This window comes from Dokdonia sp. Dokd-P16, from assembly GCF_003095655.1.
Classification (GTDB): Bacteria; Bacteroidota; Bacteroidia; order Flavobacteriales; family Flavobacteriaceae; genus Dokdonia.
This window is the reverse complement of the sequence record NZ_CP029151.1, coordinates 2,044,990-2,062,657: the sequence shown is the minus strand read 5'-3', so window position 1 is coordinate 2,062,657 and position 17,668 is coordinate 2,044,990. Positions and strand designations below refer to the sequence as shown.

The following is a 17,668-nucleotide window of genomic DNA, read 5'->3' as shown; positions in this document are numbered from 1 at the left end:
AACGTGTACGAAAACACTTTTCCAAACAAACGATACAAACACACCATCAATTTTCTCAAGGAAGTAATTCCTGACACAAATGAGGAAATTCTTGATCTGGGTGTGCGTAACCCATTTGTAGATTTTATGGAACGTGAAGGATATACAGTACAAAATACATCGGGAGAAGATCTAGATATAGACACGAGTGCTGTACAACAAGCAGATGCAACGGTGATTACTGCGTTTGAGATTTTTGAACATCTACTCGCACCTTTTAACGTGCTGCAAGATATAAAAGCAGATAAAATAGTAGCGAGCGTCCCATTAAAACTATGGTTCTCCCCTGCTTATCGTTCCAAGACTGATATGTGGGATAGACATTACCATGAGTTTGAAGATTGGCAATTTGACTGGCTTTTTGAAAAAGCGGGCTGGGAAATTAAAAAACGTGAAAAGTTTACGAATCCCGTCAAGAAAGTAGGAATTAGACCACTACTTAGAATGATTACTCCCCGCTATTACTTGATTTACGCCGAACGCAAGTCATAATGAATTTCTACATCGTCATACCTTGTCACAATGAGGCGCAGTTTATAAAACAAACGCTAGACTCCTTAGTTGCACAAACATTGCTCCCTAAAAAGGTAGTTATAGTAAATGACCAAAGTACAGATGATAGTGAGGAGATAATTTCCGCTTTCGCGAAAGCGTATTCTTTCATAGAAATCCTCAATACCACAAGTAGTGATATTCACCTACCTGGTAGCAAAGTGATACAAGCCGTTCAAAAAGGGATAAACACGCTCGATGAAGATTATGACATCCTTTGCAAATTTGACGCAGATCTTATTTTTCCTGTGAATTACCTGGAGACCATTGCTCATGAATTTGAAAAAAATCCTCGCATCGGAATGGCTGGCGGATTTTGTTATGTTGAAAAAAATGGAGATTGGGTTCTTGAAAACCTAACCAACAAAGACCACATACGCGGCGCTCTTAAAGCGTATAGAAAAGAATGTTTTAAAGAAATAGGCGGTCTTAAACCAGCAATGGGATGGGACACCATAGACGAGCTTCTTGCAAAATATTATAACTGGCAGGTTATCACAAACGACACGCTGCATGTAAAACACCTGAAACCAACAGGCAACACCTACAACAAGGCAGCACAATTTAAACAAGGAGAAGCATTCTACGGAATGAGATACGGCTTTTGGCTCACCCTGATAGCATCAATCAAGTTAGCAAATCGCAAAGGGAACTTGCTTTTAACTAATGATTATTTGCGTGGATATTTTCGCGCAAAGCGATCTAAAAAAGATCACCTTGTGAGTGCACAAGAAGGAACATTTATAAGAAACTTACGATGGAAAGGAATAAGATCTAAGCTTGGTGTCTAATTCTTAACCTAATCTTTAAAATTGTCACTAAGACATTAATTACTTTTGCTTAAATCTTTACTACAATGAATATACAGTCTATATCAAAATATCTATCGCTATGTGTAATAGGTATGACCATATCTTGTGCATCTGTAAGCAGTACAGCACAAAACAAAAAACCTAAGAATATTATACTTATGATAGCAGATGGCACTGGTTTAAGCCAGATTTCTGCTAGTCAATATTATAATACGCAGCCGTCTAATTATGATCGTTTCAAAACGATAGGGCTTATTAAAACTTCTTCGGCAAGTGATTTGATTACAGACTCTGCTAGTGGAGCTACGGCTTTTTCTACGGGACTAAAAACGTATAATGGAGCCATTGGTGTTGATACCGACACCATAGCCGTACCTACTATACTTGAAGATTTAGAAAAAAGAGGTTTTGCTACAGGTGTTATAGCAACTTCAACCATCACTCATGCAACTCCTGCAAGTTTTTATGCTCATCAGAAGTTTAGAAAAATGGAGCTAGAGATTGCCGAAGACATGATCAACTCTGGCGTTGATTTTTTTGCAGGTGGAGGACGTAAATATTTTGAAAATAGAGAAGACGGAAATAACCTCGTAGCAGCGCTTGAATCAAAAGGGTATGAAATGCACTTAGGCAGACTGGATCCAGCATTAACAATGAAGAAAGATAAAAACTATGGCTTCTTACTAGCAGATAGCGGGATGCCTAAATTTTTAGAGGGTCGTGGTTCTTTTTTATATGATGCTACTAAGCTAGGAATAAAGAAACTTTCTCAAAATAAGAAAGGTTTTTTCTTAATGGTAGAAGGTTCTCAAGTAGACTGGGGCGGGCATAATAATGATAGTGAGTACTTAATAAGCGAACTTATAGACTTTGACACAGTGATAGGTCAAGTGCTTGATTATGCCGAGAAAGATGGGAACACACTTGTTATTGTAACTGCAGATCATGAGACCGGTGGCTTTACACTTGCATCAAAGGCTGGAGATTACAATACCATCGAACCATCATTTTCTACAGGTGGACACAGTGCTACTATGGTACCCGTTTTTGCTTACGGACCTGGTGCTTCTGAGTTCATGGGAATTTATGAGAATACTGCTATTCATGCCAAAATGAAGAAATTACTAAAACAGCAGTAGTCATAAACCTATCTTAAATACTATTTTAACAATCGTATTAATACCTACATTAGCCACTTAAACATCGTCAATGTCGTACCTACACTCTATAGGTGAATATTTCTTAATGATAAAAAACACCTTTGTAAAACCTACAAAGGGTAGAGTGTTGCGTGATCTTATTTTTAAAGAAATTGATGATTTGATTATAGGCTCACTTGGTATAGTTGCATTTATATCTTTTTTTGTAGGAGCCGTTGTCGCAATACAAACAGCGCTTAATCTTACTAATCCGTTATTACCAAAGTCACTGATTGGGTTTGCTGCAAGACAATCTATTATACTAGAGTTTGCCCCTACCTTCGTATCAGTAATTATGGCTGGAAAAGTAGGATCTTTTATCACCTCCAGTATAGGAACAATGCGCGTTACAGAACAGATAGACGCGCTAGAGGTTATGGGGATTAACTCTCTTAACTACTTAATCTTCCCTAAGATTGTTGCAATGTGCATCTATCCATTCCTAATCGCAATAGGCATGTTTTTAGGCGTTATAGGCGCATATACAGCCGCTGTTTATGGAGGTTTTGCACCTAGTAATGACTTTTTATCAGGGCTTCAGCAAGATTTTATTCCTTTTCAGCTTTTCTATGCCTTTTTTAAGACCTTCTTATTTGCATTTTTACTAGCAACTATCCCTGCATACCATGGATATTACATGCAAGGTGGAGCACTAGAAGTAGGTAAAGCCAGCACCACTTCTTTTGTATGGACTAGTGTCGCCATTATTCTTGTAAACTTTATAGTCACTCAATTATTACTAAGCTAGATGATAGAAGTAAAAGAAATACGAAAATCATTTGGTGATAACGAAGTTTTAAAAGGCTTCTCAACCAAGTTTGAATCTGGTAAGACTAATCTTATTATAGGAACATCTGGATCTGGTAAAACGGTATTCTTAAAAACTATGTTAGGCCTTTTTAAGCCCGACAGCGGACAAATAATCTACGATGGCAATCCATACTCAGAACTTGATGATGAACACCAACGTGATCTTAGAGAACAGATAGGGATGGTTTTTCAAGGCAGCGCCTTGTTTGACTCAATGACTGTGGAAGAAAACATCGCTTTCCCGCTCAAGATGTTTACTAAGATGAAAAAGAAGGAACGCATTGAAAGAGCAAATGTGGTCATCAACCGTGTGAATCTAGAGAATGCAAACCATAAGTTACCTTCAGAAATATCTGGGGGAATGCAAAAACGTGTAGCCATCGCCAGGTCTATTGTAAACAATCCAAAATATCTTTTTTGTGATGAGCCTAACTCTGGACTAGATCCTAATACTGCTACCGTAATTGACAATCTTATTAGAGAGATTACCATAGAGCAAGATATTACAACCATCATCAATACGCATGATATGAATTCTGTGATGGAAATAGGAGATCATATTGTGTACCTTCAGAAAGGCCACTTAGCCTGGGAAGGAACCAAAGATGAAATCTTTAAAACAGATAATAAAGACGTTACAAATTTTGTGTACTCCTCAAACCTATTTAAAATGGTAAGAGAAGCACAAAACTCTTAAATGTTGCGCTTTCGCGAAAGCGCCACTTATAGCATCACACTGCTTTAAAAAATTACACCTAGGCATTTAAGAAACTGTCTTACATAGTAAAGAACAGCGATGTTATTTCTTTCTCCAAACATTACCATTCACAACTACGGTATCGAGACTAAAACGCTCTTTTATCCATTGCCCTAGTTTTTGCTGCTGTTTATTTCTTACGCTTTGGGACAAGCTATCTGCCCACTCTACTCGAACTACCGTTAAGGTATCAATACCTCCAGAAAAATCTGTAGTAATCTCCGTAGCATAACCAAATCGTTTAAGCCCATCATAATTTATCTTTGCCTCATTACGCATAGATGCAAATGGTAATGCTGTCCCTCGAAGTTGGGTCACCTCATTCTCAAGAAGACGAATTTGCTCATCCTTAGAAGTCATTGCTTCTTGATTTTTTACATATAGATCTTCAAGAATACCAGAGCGTACCTCTGTACTTAATCTTGCTGCGAGTTCGCCACTTTGATCTGCACCTTGATGTACGACTAGGGTACAATTCTCACAATCTTCGGTCTTTTTAAACTCATCCTCCCATTGAGCAATGAGATTTTGCGGCACTAGTTTACCTATTAGATAAAGGTCAATACGTCTCTTCTCTGGATTATCGGTTTCCTTTACAATTTCGGCTCCTTCATACTTGATTGTATTTGTTACAAAAGCCTTGGCTTTAGTTATAAATATTTGCTGATTGAGCAATCTCAAGAAAGTCCACACACTAGGTACTAAGACAAGTATAGCAATAAGTGTTGCCATACGCGTTGTACGCTTTCTATTTTTTTGATTAGCATATTTAACCAGCGGAAACTTAAGAAGTTTTGACACTGTAAATGTAGCAAGCGCGATGAACACGGCATTAATAGAGAAAAGATATAATGCTCCTAACGCCCAATAAAGCCCCTCACTGTTGCCTATAATGGATTGAGACAGACCGTAACCCACAGTACACAGTGGTGGCATTAAGGCAGTAGCAATTGCAACTCCAAAGATCACACTAGCAATAGTACCTGATTTTGTCTTAGCAACAATAAGCGCAAGACCACCAAAAATTGCAATAAACACATCTAATATAGTAGGCCAAGTACGCGCCATTAATTCTGGCGTTACTTCTTTAACCGGTGATAAACTAAAATATAAGGTAGCCGTAAGCACACTTAGCACTATCATCACTGCTAGGTTTACAAATGATCGCTTCATCATGATAGCGTCATTTATAGCTATAGAAAGCCCTATACCCACGATAGGTCCCATGAGCGGACTTATAAGCATGGCGCCTATTACTACAGCGGTACTACTTACATTGAGTCCAATACTCGCAACAAAAATGGAAAAAATAAGGATCCAAGCGTTATGACCCTTAAAAGGTATGTCTTTACGAATAGCCTCTACCGTGGTAGATCGATCTGTATCTTCTCTAATGTCAAGAAGATCACTTAAAAATTCCTTTATACTTTCCCAGAGACCCTTTGCCTCATCTCTCATATCCTCGTTTGGATCAATATTGAGTTCGCTGGGCTTTGGATCTGGATTTGCCCCTATATTATCTTTGTTTTCCACTATCCTAAGTTATTACCAAATTTAGACTGCACCTCATTGCGTATTTCTTTGATGTCTTGCTCCTTGCTTTTAGGCACAATAACGAGAACATCTTCTTTTTCGACGATAATATAATCTTTAAGTCCGTCTACTACTACCACTTTATTACTAGCAGTTCTAATGATGTTTCCTGAGGTATTTGTTGCAATTATGCGCGCATTTACCACGGCATCTTTTCCAGAATCTCCCTCCATTTTATCATAGAGAGATCCCCAAGTACCTAGGTCATTCCAGTCAAAAGTCGCCGGAACCACTTTTACATTTTGATGCTTCTCCATCACTCCAAAATCGATACTTATATTCTCTGCTTTTGGATACACCTCATTTATGAAATCTTGCTCTTCTGGCAGATTATACACTGCATTACCCTCATTGAGTAAGCTGTACATTTCTGGCAAAAAAGATTTAAAACTGTTTACTACCGTTTTTACACTCCATATAAACATGCCCGCATTCCAGAGATATTCTCCACTTACTACAAATTCCTTAGCGGTTGGATAATCGGGTTTTTCTGTAAAACGTTTTACCGCTTTCGCGAAAGCGTTATCACTTTTATCATAATTTATGTAACCGTAACCCGTATTTGGAAAGCTAGGCTGTATGCCTAAAGTGACTATAGTTTCTTGTTGTTGAGCTGCATCAAAAGCTTTCTGAAGATCTTCTACAAAGGCATCTTCATCTTCTATCCACGCATCACTAGGAGCTACGACCATCACCGCATCGGGATTTTCCTTTTCCACCTTTAAGGCAGAAAGAAGTATACAAGGCGCCGTATTGCGCATTGCAGGCTCAAGTACAATATTTTTTTGTTTTATAGTAGGCAGTTGCTCCTTTACAAGACCATTATAATCTGTATTTGTAAGTATTAAAATTTGATCTTCCGGAACAATCTTAGCTAGACGATTGAATGTTTTTTGCAACAAAGTTTCCCCGGTGCCTAGCATATCATGAAACTGCTTTGGAAAAGCCTGAGTACTCACAGGCCAAAACCTTGAACCTACTCCTCCTGCCATTAACAATGCGTAATAATTCTTAGTATTTTCCATAATATTTAATCTATAATGTCTACCTCTGCGTTAGGCTGAAATAGATATGTTCTACCTGTACTTACCTCTATGCATTCATAACGTTTTACACGTTTTTTTCCTTTTTTAAATATTTTCCCATTGTAAATTTGGAATGTAGATCCCATGGGTAGCTCAAATATATAATTTTTATTACTAGGTGGATCATAGTTCTTTAGCGCAACCGAAAGGTGAGCATCTGTATCACTACTCGCCTTAGGATTTTTAAAATGTCTTGCTAGGTATGGTAATAAATCTGATGGGAAAATCTCTGGCCTTATAAAGGGTAACATCAAGAATTGAAACGTATGTTTCCATTCTTTACCATGAGGTTTTATCGCTCTACCATACTTTTTAAAAGCAACTAAGTGCGCAATCTCATGAACTAAAGTGACTAAAAATCTGTATTGATTGAGACTTACGTTTATTGTGATTTGGTGCTGTCCATCTGCCAGTATTCTATAATCTCCGTGCCTTGTTACCCGCTCATTTACAATCTTGAGATAAACAGCATGCTCCTTTATTAATGCAAAAACTGGAGCGGCAGCTCTTTCAGGGATATATTTCTTGAGGACTTCTACCACGTCAACTATAAATCGTTTTTAAAATTACTTACTAGTTACGGCGTGCTAGCAGAAACTTGCAACACTTTACCGTTGTAAAATTGATTTCCTGTTAACGCAAAATTAGACAGATAATCTGCCATTTGTATAGCCGTCAACGGCGCTTCATATCCAGGCAATGCTTCTTCTAGCATTTCCGTTTGTACAGCCCCAAGAGCAAGCACATTAAATGCTACTCCCTGTTCTTTGTATTCTTCAGCTAGTAATTCACTCCAAGTGATAACCGCTCCTTTACTTGAGCTGTAAGCAGCAAGACCTGGAAACTTCATACTTCCTTGTATTCCACCCATACTTGACACTGTTACTACATGTGCTCCAGCCGTCATATATGGAAGAACAGTGCGTGTTAACTCGGCAACGCCAAAGACGTTTACTTTATACACCATCTCAAAATCTGCAACAGTTGTTTCGGCAAATGGTTTATTGAGTAATGCTCCAGCATTATTAATTAGTACGTCAACACCTTCCCAATCACTTTCTATAAAGTCAACCACTTTTTTAAAGTGAGATTGATCTGTTATATCAAATGGGAATGCTGTGAGATTCTGTAAATTCAACTCGGCACAAGGTGTATGCTTTCGCGAAAGAGCGAGTACTTGATGCCCTTCTTTTGCAAATTTCTTTGCAAGTTCAAAACCTATACCTCTGCTCGTACCTGTTATTATAATTCTTTTCATTAGTTCATTTTAATCTCCTTACTCGGACTATTTGCCATTCCAGTGATACCTGGGATTAGCTTCTTAATAAGACCTTCCATAAAATCAATATCCATTTTATCTGCCTCATCACCTACGCCATGGTAATGGTCATAGTTTGTAAAGTCAAAAGAAGAAATCGTGTGGGCAGGAACATTGAAGTCTAAGAAAAACGGATAATTATCGCTACGCTTAAAGAGGTTAAATTCTTTAGCTTTTGGAAGGAATCCAATGACTTTCTCTCCAGCATACTCATTAAATTTCTCTGCAAAGTTAGATTTCTCATATCCAGAAGCATATAACGAGTGATCTTTACTTACCATAGGCACTCCCACCATCTCAATGCTGATCATCGTATAAAGATCGATACCAGCGGCTTTAAGTCTACTAGACAAGTCTTTTGACCCTAAAAGTCCTTTTTCCTCGGCAGAGTATAGTGTAAATATAATAGTACGTTTATTAGTCTTTGCTTTAGTAAAATAGTCTGTAAGAGCAAGCACTGTAGTTGTACCAGCAGCATTGTCATTTGCTCCGTTTGCAATGGTATCATCACCAACGGCTTTTGCGGTACCAATATGATCATAATGTGCGCCTATGATTATAACCTCATCCTTGAGCTTAGGATCATTTCCCTCAATCACACCTACAATATTAAATGCCTCAACACCATTAACTTCAAATGGATCACGGTAATTTTCAAAATAGGGCTTAATCCCAGCATCCTTAAAGCGAGCTTCTATAAACTGCGCAGCCATCTCAATTCCTTTACTTCCTGTATCACGACCTTGAAGCTCATCTGAAGCTAGAAACTCCATCGTACTCTTCACAGACTTCATGTTTTTGATGTCTGGCATCACCATCGTTACTTGGCTCGCTGGTGCAGTACTCACGTTTTCACCCTTTACACCTACCAAGGGAGCTGGCGACCCACAGCCCACTAAGACAAGGGCTCCTACTAATACTAATATATTTTTCATAAAGCTAAAGATAAAAAAACCCACGCAGTTGCGTGGGTTTATCATTCTATATTTATTATTGACTACGCCAGCATCAAGACTGGGTTTTCAATGTACGTTTTAAGCGTTTGTAAAAACTGTGCGCCAGTTGCACCATCTACTGTACGGTGATCACAAGCAAGCGTAAGCTTCATAGTATGTCCTACAGCAAGCTTTCCATCTTTTACTACAGGCTTCTCTACAATTGCTCCTACAGATAGGATTGCAGAGTTAGGCTGATTGATAATAGATGTAAAATCTGTGATACCAAACATTCCTAGATTTGAAATTGTAAAGGTAGAACCTTCCATTTCTGGTAACGTAAGTTTTTTATCACGAGCCTTTCCAGCTAGTACTTTAACCTCAGCATTAATTTGCTGTAATGACTTTTCATTTGCAAATTCTACTACAGGAACAACGAGACCGTCAGGTACTGCTACTGCCACACCAATATGCACATGGTGATTAAGGCGCATCTTATCATCAAACCACTGAGAGTTTACTTGAGGATGCTGCTTTAAAGCGATAGACGTTGCCTTAATAATCATATCATTAAAAGAAACTTTTGTGTCTGGTAATGCGTTAAACTGCTTACGGAAGCTCATCATATTCTCCATGTTGAACTCAACGTTCAAGTAGTAATGCGGCGCTGTAAATTTAGATTTACCAAGTCCGCGAGCGATTGCTTTACGCATTTGAGAATTTTCAATTTCCTCAAAGCTCTCTTCTCCAGTTGCAACAAATTGCTGCACTCCAGCTCCCGAAGATTGACTAGCGCTAGGTGTGAAGTTTTCTACATCACTCTTTACGATACGTCCGTTTTCTCCAGATCCTTTTACTTGAGAAAGATTAATTCCTTTCTCGTCTGCAATTTTCTTTGCTAGTGGAGACACAAATATGCGTCCTCCATTAGTGTTTGTTGCAGGTTTTGAAGATCCAGAAGCAGAGTTTGTATTATTCTCTTTCTTAGGCGCTGCCTTTGGAGCATCTGCCTTCTTTTCAGCTTTTGGGGCTTCTTTCTTTTCTTCCTTCTTTGGAGCCTCTTTTTTAGTAGCTCCGCCGCTTTTTACCACACCAGAAACATCTGTTCCTTCTGGGCCTATGATTGCTAGAAGTTCGTCAACATTTGCTGTCTCACCTTCATTAATACCTATATGTAATAATGTACCAGACTGGAATGATTCAAACTCCATAGTTGCCTTATCGGTTTCTATTTCAGCAAGGATATCTCCTTCTTCTACTTTATCACCTACAGCCTTTAACCAAGTTGCAACTGTTCCTTCCTCCATTGTATCAGAAAGACGTGGCATTGTCACTACGACAACTCCTTCAGGAATATCTGATCCAGCATCTGCCGATTCTTCTTCGTCAGAAGATGCTTCACTAGTTTCATCTTGAGATGCAGTCTCTTCTTTCTCATCAGAAGATGATGCTTCGTCTTCTCCACTTTTCGCGGAAGCGTCACCACCATTCAATAATCCAGAAATATCTTCTCCTTCTTCACCTATGATCGCTAAAAGCACATCAACTTTTGCAGTTTGACCTTCTTCAATCCCGATGTGCAATAGCACACCTTCATTAAAAGATTCAAACTCCATGGTTGCCTTATCTGTTTCGATTTCGGCAAGGATATCTCCTTCTTCTATCTTATCACCTACTTTTTTAAGCCAAGTAGCAACTGTTCCTTCTTCCATCGTGTCGCTTAGACGCGGCATGTTTATTACTTCTGCCATAATTTAAAGTCTATGAGGTATAAATGGATATTCTTCTTGATCGTACACTACATCGTACATCACGTTTACATCTGGAAATGGACTTTCTTCGGCAAATTTTTCACACTCTGCCACACGTGATTTAACACGTTTATCCATTACTTTGATCTCTTCTTCAGTTGCATATCCTTTTTCAAGAATAGTCTCTTTAACCTGAGTAATAGGATCTATTTTTTGATACTCCGCTACTTCGTCTTTAGTACGATAGTGCTGAGCGTCAGACATAGAGTGACCTCTATATCTGTATGTTTTAAGTTCTAAAAATGTAGGGCCATCACCACGACGAGCGCGCTCTATAGCTTCATCCATAGCTTCTGCTACTGCAACTGGATTCATAGCGTCTACAGGACCACAAGGCATTTCATACCCTAATCCAAGTTTCCAGATATCTTCATGGTTTGCAGTACGAGCTACAGATGTTCCCATTGCATACCCGTTATTTTCAACACAAAATACTACTGGAAGTTTCCAGAGCATTGCCATGTTAAACGTTTCATGTAAAGATCCTTGACGAGCTGCACCATCTCCAAAATAACAAAGTGTTACCGCTCCAGTTTTATTATACTTATCTCCAAAAGCCATTCCAGCTCCTAAGGGTATCTGTCCTCCTACAATCCCGTGACCTCCATAAAATCCTTTCTCACGAGAAAAAATATGCATAGAACCTCCTAGACCTTGTGAAGTACCAGTTGCTTTTCCAAACAACTCTGCCATCACACGTTTAGGATCTACTCCCATACCTATAGGTTGTACATGATTACGGTATGCAGTTATCATTTTATCCTTAGATAAATCCATTGCATGTAATGAACCTGCAAGGATTGCTTCTTGACCATTATATAGGTGAAGAAATCCGCGGACTTTCTGCTGTATATATACTTGAGCTAGCTTATCTTCAAACTTGCGCCAGAAGAGCATTTCCTCGTACCAATTAAGGTATGTTTCTTTGGTGATCTTTTTCATTTAAAAGCGTATAAATGCCGCACGTTTTTGAGCGAGTAACAAAAATAACCAATTAAGAAGATATGGTAAAATTGAATACAAGGAAAAGTTACGCAAACGGTTTCGTAGATTTATAATAGATTTTTTAAGCTTTCGCGAAAGCGTACTTAACACAAAAACAACGGCTTACTTTATGATACCAAAATGACCTAAACTAGCGCCAACAGATACTATAGATATTTTGCAGTAAAAAGGAGTGGAAGTATATTTTCTAAAGAATCACTCTTTAAAACTTCTCCTCGCTCGCCCATAAAATAGAGTGAGATAGGTGACTTCTGCTTTATTTCGTACTCTGCAATTGCTTGTCTACAGATACCACATGGCGGAATAGGCACCGTGGTTTCCTTATCCTTTGCTCTCGCGGTGATTGCCATTGACACCATTACAGCATCAGGATATTGTGAAGATGCATAAAAAATAGCCGTACGCTCTGCACACAAACCGCCAGGATAGCAGGCATTTTCTTGATTATTACCAGTAACTACAACTCCATTATCTAGAAGCAATGCAGCTCCTACTAAAAAGTCTGAATATGGTGCATACGCCTTTTCTCTTGCTTCAAAAGCAGCATCCATTAATGATAAAATCGCTTCTGGAAGTGCATCTTTTGAAGGGTACACATCTAGAAACGATTCAATTTTTATTTTTTTCATAAGCTTTTTTCGCTTTCGCAAATATCATGTTTTAATACTCGTCGTACTCATCACCAAAATGAAATGTAAGTCCAAAACGGAGCGTACTTTCCAAAGGACTAATTACAGATCCTGTAGAGAAAAGATAAGAAAGATCCACATCAATAGCGTTAAACTCAAAACCTGCTCCTAGTGTCGCAAATTTACGAGCTCCTTTGATATCACTTTCGTTAAAATAACCAGCTCTCAACGCAAAAACATCGTTATAAGTATACTCTGTAGCAAGAGACCAAGTAACCTCCTTAAGCTCTTCACTAAATCCATCTGGCGCATCACCAAAAGACTGAAAGATTCCTGAGAAGAAATTTACATCATCATCTTGACCAGCTAGGATCACGACGTCGTCATCTTGCGTGATTTCTCCATCACCATTAGTGTCTGCTCGACCACGAATAGGTGGCGTAGGCACCAATAATTTATTAAATTCAAGACCTACAAAAATCTTATTATAACTATCTAATATAAAATCAAATCCTCCACCTAACTTTAGGTTAGTTGGGATAAAATTTTCTTGTCCAGCATCATCATACTTGATTTTAGGCCCTATGTTTGAAATATTAAAACCTGCTCTCCATCTACCATCAAAATTGCTATACACCTGCTCTTCAGACTGGTAATATCCTGAGATATCTACTCCAAAAGAACTAGCAGGACTTGCGTCTGCAAATTGATCTAACTGCTGTATACGTAAGTTACTTTGTAAGAAACGCCCAGATACAGCCATAGAGAATTGATCATCAAGCTTAAGTGCATAGGTTGCATCAATTGCAAATTCATTAGGTTTTACATCAAGACCTGGATCTTGAGCATCGTTTCGTGTATTAATAGTACCCAGACTAAAATATCTTATGCTAGCTGCAAAAGCACTACGATCATCAATGCGATTTGCATATACTGCTTGAAGTATCCCTATATCATTTACTAAGTTACCTAAGTAAGGTGTATAGTTAATACCTACATTATGTTGATTAGGCAGGAATGCTAGTTTTGCAGGATTCCATTGCACTCCATAAGCATCTGGACTTGTGGCAACTCCTTGCTCTCCCATACCAGCAGCGCGAGCATCGGCCGCTATTACTAAGAATGGTACTGCCGTTGTAATAGTATTAGGTTGATCTTGAGCTTGAACGCTAGTAGCAAACACGCTACAAAAAACTACTCCTAATAATGTAAAAACTTTATTCATATGTTGAGGCATTTAAAACAAATATAGACTTTTCTATGATTATGATTAGAGGATAACGAGCTTCTCTATTTTCTCGACCCGCTTGTTAGTTAACGTAGATTTAACAGTTATCTTATACACATATACTCCTTTTCCGATAGCTTGACCAAAATCATCAAGACCATCCCACGTAATTGAACGTGACAAGAACCCTTCTGTCACTACCGTTTGATTAATGGTTTTCACCACTTTACCACTTACCGTAAAAATTTGAACCTGTACATCAAGAGGCTCAAAAGGACGATTGTGATTGAACCAAAATTCTGTATAATTTACGAACGGATTAGGATAATTAAGCACATTTTCGAGTTCTAACTCTTCATCTCCCAGCACCACAAACTGCAGCTCTGCCGTAGATGAATTATTATATACATCCCAAGCCTTGAATGATAATGTATGTGGTCCAGGCTCTAAATTTCTAATCTTACGAGCAGCAGTCCCTTTCATAAAGTCATCCACCTCTGTCTCATAAAAGTCATTCATTATAATAGGATTCGTCTCGTCACCATCTATTACTGCCACAATATCATGACCTATCCCACTAGCTGTATTAATCCCGTTTTCATCTTCTAGCTTTGCAAGTATAATAGGAGAGTCGTTTGTGATACCTCCATTTACAAAGTTTTCATCATTCATAAATAATTTAATCCTAGGACCTAGGTTATCTTCTGGGGCATTCTCGTTGAGACCTCCTATAATGATAGTTTCATCTACACCTGTCTGATCTTCTAATACTCCTAATCGTTCTGAATAAAAATTGAGACGACCATTACCTAGTGGTATTGCAGTATCTCTAGGCATTCTAAAGCTAAATTCAAAATTACCATTTATCACAGACGCCTGCCCTCTATAAAGAATAGCACCCAGTGTTGTAAAATCCATAATTGCGAGCTCTCCACCTATTACTACACCATCATTACCCAGCGTCTGTCTATCTATACGTTTATCATATAGAGTTACCGCGAGTGTACCGTTATAGTCTGTAAGTGTTTGACCTCCTTGTGAGGTAACACGACCATTTACTTTAACAAGATCGAGTGCCTTTAACACAGGAAGCTCGGTCCCAACAGGCACATCATTAATTGCAGACAACTGTATGTCTGGTTTAGGAAATGCAAGTTTCATGGCAGGATCGCCTACAAAGAAAATCACTCTACGTAGTGGATCTGATATTCCATTTTTTGAAGCTCTAATATTCTCGGCTACACTTTTTACTTCGTTTGTACCAAAGGAAAACAACTGCTCTACTAATGAGTTATTAAAGTTAACTCCCAGGGTTACTGTGATTTCTCTCGTAGTCGTCACCAGACCTACTGCTCCACCATCGGCATTCCAAAACAATGCTTCTCCTCCCGTAGGACGTTCAGGATTGTCAAATTTTCCAAACTCGCATGTAACTGTAACTACTAACGGTAAGCGTGCGCCATTATCTAGGTTATTAATTTCGTTTTGTGTCACTATAGCTTCGGCTGCGAGAAGTTCTTCACCTCCATGACCTAGATACGTCAACACAAGCGAACCTACCTCAACGGCATTTTCAATAGCTTCGTTTACTTGAGGATATCTATCTCCACCGGCAGACGATTGCTGCTGGAATGCATCACTATGTATTTTTATAACATTCACAAAAGGCTTCTCTACACTTATTTGATCACCAAGATCATCTAAAGTACCTTGCAACTGAGCAAATTCAAAAACCTCATCTACATCGTCAGATACCAGCACAAAATTATTACGCCAGCGACCATAAGACTCACGAGCATCGTAATTAATAATTTTATCAACAACCGTGGAGGCAAGACTAGGCGAATCGGCAATAATTCTTCCTACAGCTACATCTAACTTATCAGACGCAATCATTGTTCCTTCAGATGGATCTAATGAGCCATAAAAATCATCACTCATAAAAGAACGCACTAGACTAAAACTATCAAACGTTTGATAAGTAGGCATGACATTATTATTCCCTGAAATACGATTTTTATAGTCAACCGAAGTATCGCCAAAAAGGCATACATATTTTAATCTTCCAGCGTCTGAGGATGCATTATCATAAACATATTTTATAAAGTTTCTAATCGCTCCTATATCCGCTTTACCGCCTCCGAACTCATTATAAATTTGCTCAAGTGTAACTGTCTTTACATTAAGTCCTCTAAAATTTCTATTATGCTGAGCAAGACGCTCTGCCTGGGACAATAATGTATTACCTGTAATCATTAAGTAATCCACATCTTCAAAATCACCACTATTGTTTTGAAAAATAGTCCCTTTCAAATTTTGATTAGACAACTGAGTATTTCCGCTTTCGCGTAAAGGTGTCAAATAATCAGATGGGTGCACTGCCACAAATAATTTTTCTGTTCCTAGTAAACTTTTGAAAGAGATATTCTGCTCACCATCTAGCTCCAAAGCTCTTATTTCGGTTTGATTTGTTATATCCCAGATTTGAGTATAACCTTGTATATTACTTAATGAATACGCGCCTACTCCTGACTGCATACCTGCATCTGGATTACTAAAGGTAAATTGATTTCCAGTACCATTTAATTGTGAGTCTACATCGAGACTTATAAAATCAAGATATCCCACACTAGATGGGTTTCCGTTATTGTTATATACAAGCGTTACAACCATCTCACTACCTGACACAGGCACCTCTACATTAAGAGAACCACCTCTAGCTAGCACAATGTCACTAATTGCAAGAATATTTACAGACCCCACAGAAGCACCATTAACGAGTACATCAAAAGATGTTACACTTTCTGACGTTGCTGCGACTTCTACTCGTAAGGTCGCTGTTTGTCCTGGGACTGCATTCTCAAAATTAAAATCAAAAGATTGTTCGTTCTCAAAACTAAATCGCTCTCCAAACCAGCGCCTACCTATCTTAACTAGACTATTGTCATCCTCCTCATGAAATTGATAGTCCTTATATGTATCATATGTGATAACCGCAGCTCCAGATGGCGCTATATAAGGACTCACACGCCTACCGTTTACACCATCAACTGTTATATAGTAATACGATCTGTCTTCGTATGGATTAATATGAGTATCTAACTCTTCGTGATATTTTCTTGTACTCTCGCCATAAAAGAGAATCCTATCATCATTATCAAAAGTTCCATCACTACCTCCTACTACCTGAATAGGAATTTCTCTAAGGTCAAAATTCTCATTATCGCTATTACGCAATGGCAAAGGAGAACCTCCATAACCATACACTTTTATCTGCTCAGGATTAATTCCATTTACATCAACCCCTAAACTCTGTAAAAAACTTCTATTGATTGCATGTATTCCAGATTCCTCAACGTAAAATTTATAGTAATCTCCAGTAGCCAATAATGAATTACTTACTACAAGAGGCGCTCGTTGTAGTTGTTGCGCTTTCGCGAAAGCGAACATCACATCACCAGAGATCACTCTCATCACCTGACCGTTCTTTTTTATGAAAGGTGAAATCTCTAATACGCTATAATATGTATTACGTGCTTTAGATGTATGAAATTGATAGCTAACCTCTGAAGATAATTGCTTTCTATCAATGGCATTGAGCCAAGACTGGGGAACAGTCTCTAATTTTACATTTACAAATTTTGAAGATTGGGGATCAATTGCACTTCTAGCATCCCACTGCATACTGTATGTATACTCACCTTGGTCATTTACCACGAGATTCATTACTTCTAGAGCACTACCTCTCTGGGTAATTTTTAAAGCACCTTCCCAGTTTATAACCATTTGCTCTGACTGAGCAGATGTGCAAATCCCTATAAATATTAAAAATAGTGAGAGTAACGTTTTCATTAGTAGGATAACGAAAGCCTGTGTGGCTTATTATTAACTTATA

The 17,668-nt window shown here is 38.4% G+C and carries 15 protein-coding genes; 5 read left to right on the top strand and 10 right to left on the bottom strand.

Translation table 11 applies throughout. The features are described 5' to 3' along the window. Positions 1–3 precede the first annotated feature (3 nt). The 5 genes from DCS32_RS09250 (at position 4) to DCS32_RS09230 (ending at position 4,109) form a co-directional block, all read left to right on the top strand. The gene (locus tag DCS32_RS09250; RefSeq protein ID WP_108878008.1) at positions 4–531 is read left to right on the top strand and encodes a methyltransferase; all 528 of its coding nucleotides are present in this window, start codon (positions 4–6) and stop codon (positions 529–531) included. Then, entirely contained in the window at positions 531–1,382 is an 852-nt protein-coding gene (locus tag DCS32_RS09245) for a glycosyltransferase family 2 protein (protein WP_108878007.1), read from the top strand. Before DCS32_RS09250 ends, DCS32_RS09245 begins: the two co-directional genes overlap by 1 nt. A gap of 65 nt (positions 1,383–1,447) precedes the next feature. After that, entirely contained in the window at positions 1,448–2,542 is a 1,095-nt protein-coding gene (locus tag DCS32_RS09240; protein WP_108878006.1) for an alkaline phosphatase, read from the top strand. 70 nt (positions 2,543–2,612) lie between these two features. Then, positions 2,613–3,350, top strand: a complete 738-nt coding sequence (locus DCS32_RS09235; protein WP_108878005.1) for an MlaE family ABC transporter permease — start codon at positions 2,613–2,615, stop codon at positions 3,348–3,350. Next, the gene (locus DCS32_RS09230; protein ID WP_108878004.1) at positions 3,351–4,109 is read left to right on the top strand and encodes an ABC transporter ATP-binding protein; all 759 of its coding nucleotides are present in this window, start codon (positions 3,351–3,353) and stop codon (positions 4,107–4,109) included. 102 nt (positions 4,110–4,211) lie between these two features. Here DCS32_RS09230 and DCS32_RS09225 read toward each other — a convergent pair whose 3' ends face one another. From DCS32_RS09225 to porU, 10 genes are all read right to left on the bottom strand, one after another. Continuing rightward, on the bottom strand, positions 4,212–5,702 hold the full coding sequence (locus tag DCS32_RS09225; RefSeq protein ID WP_108878003.1) for a DUF389 domain-containing protein: 1,491 nt from the start codon (positions 5,700–5,702) through the stop codon (positions 4,212–4,214). Then, complete coding sequence (locus DCS32_RS09220; protein ID WP_108878002.1) at positions 5,702–6,787, bottom strand: mannose-1-phosphate guanylyltransferase; 1,086 nt, start codon at positions 6,785–6,787, stop codon at positions 5,702–5,704. Before DCS32_RS09220 ends, DCS32_RS09225 begins: the two co-directional genes overlap by 1 nt. Positions 6,788–6,792: 5 nt before the next feature. Next, positions 6,793–7,389: a SprT-like domain-containing protein gene (locus DCS32_RS09215; protein ID WP_108878001.1), complete on the bottom strand. Its 597-nt coding sequence runs from the start codon at positions 7,387–7,389 to the stop codon at positions 6,793–6,795. Between the two features lie 35 nt (positions 7,390–7,424). Then, a complete protein-coding gene (locus tag DCS32_RS09210) occupies positions 7,425–8,105 on the bottom strand; it encodes an SDR family NAD(P)-dependent oxidoreductase (protein ID WP_108878000.1) in 681 nt (226 codons plus the stop codon). Then, positions 8,105–9,100 carry a M28 family peptidase gene (locus DCS32_RS09205; RefSeq protein ID WP_239057515.1) on the bottom strand — a complete coding sequence of 332 codons (996 nt, stop codon included), beginning with the start codon at positions 9,098–9,100 and terminating at the stop codon, positions 8,105–8,107. The genes DCS32_RS09210 and DCS32_RS09205 overlap by 1 nt, the downstream gene beginning before the upstream one ends. A gap of 62 nt (positions 9,101–9,162) precedes the next feature. Further along, complete coding sequence (locus DCS32_RS09200; protein WP_108877998.1) at positions 9,163–10,851, bottom strand: pyruvate dehydrogenase complex dihydrolipoamide acetyltransferase; 1,689 nt, start codon at positions 10,849–10,851, stop codon at positions 9,163–9,165. A gap of 3 nt (positions 10,852–10,854) precedes the next feature. After that, entirely contained in the window at positions 10,855–11,853 is a 999-nt protein-coding gene (gene pdhA, locus DCS32_RS09195; RefSeq protein WP_035334484.1) for a pyruvate dehydrogenase (acetyl-transferring) E1 component subunit alpha, read from the bottom strand. A gap of 209 nt (positions 11,854–12,062) precedes the next feature. Further along, the gene (locus tag DCS32_RS09190) at positions 12,063–12,545 is read right to left on the bottom strand and encodes a cytidine deaminase (RefSeq protein WP_108877997.1); all 483 of its coding nucleotides are present in this window, start codon (positions 12,543–12,545) and stop codon (positions 12,063–12,065) included. 31 nt (positions 12,546–12,576) lie between these two features. Continuing rightward, on the bottom strand, positions 12,577–13,770 hold the full coding sequence (porV, locus tag DCS32_RS09185) for a type IX secretion system outer membrane channel protein PorV (protein ID WP_108879271.1): 1,194 nt from the start codon (positions 13,768–13,770) through the stop codon (positions 12,577–12,579). Positions 13,771–13,815: 45 nt separating this feature from the next. Further along, the gene (gene porU / locus DCS32_RS09180; RefSeq protein WP_108877996.1) at positions 13,816–17,625 is read right to left on the bottom strand and encodes a type IX secretion system sortase PorU; all 3,810 of its coding nucleotides are present in this window, start codon (positions 17,623–17,625) and stop codon (positions 13,816–13,818) included. Positions 17,626–17,668 lie beyond the last annotated feature (43 nt).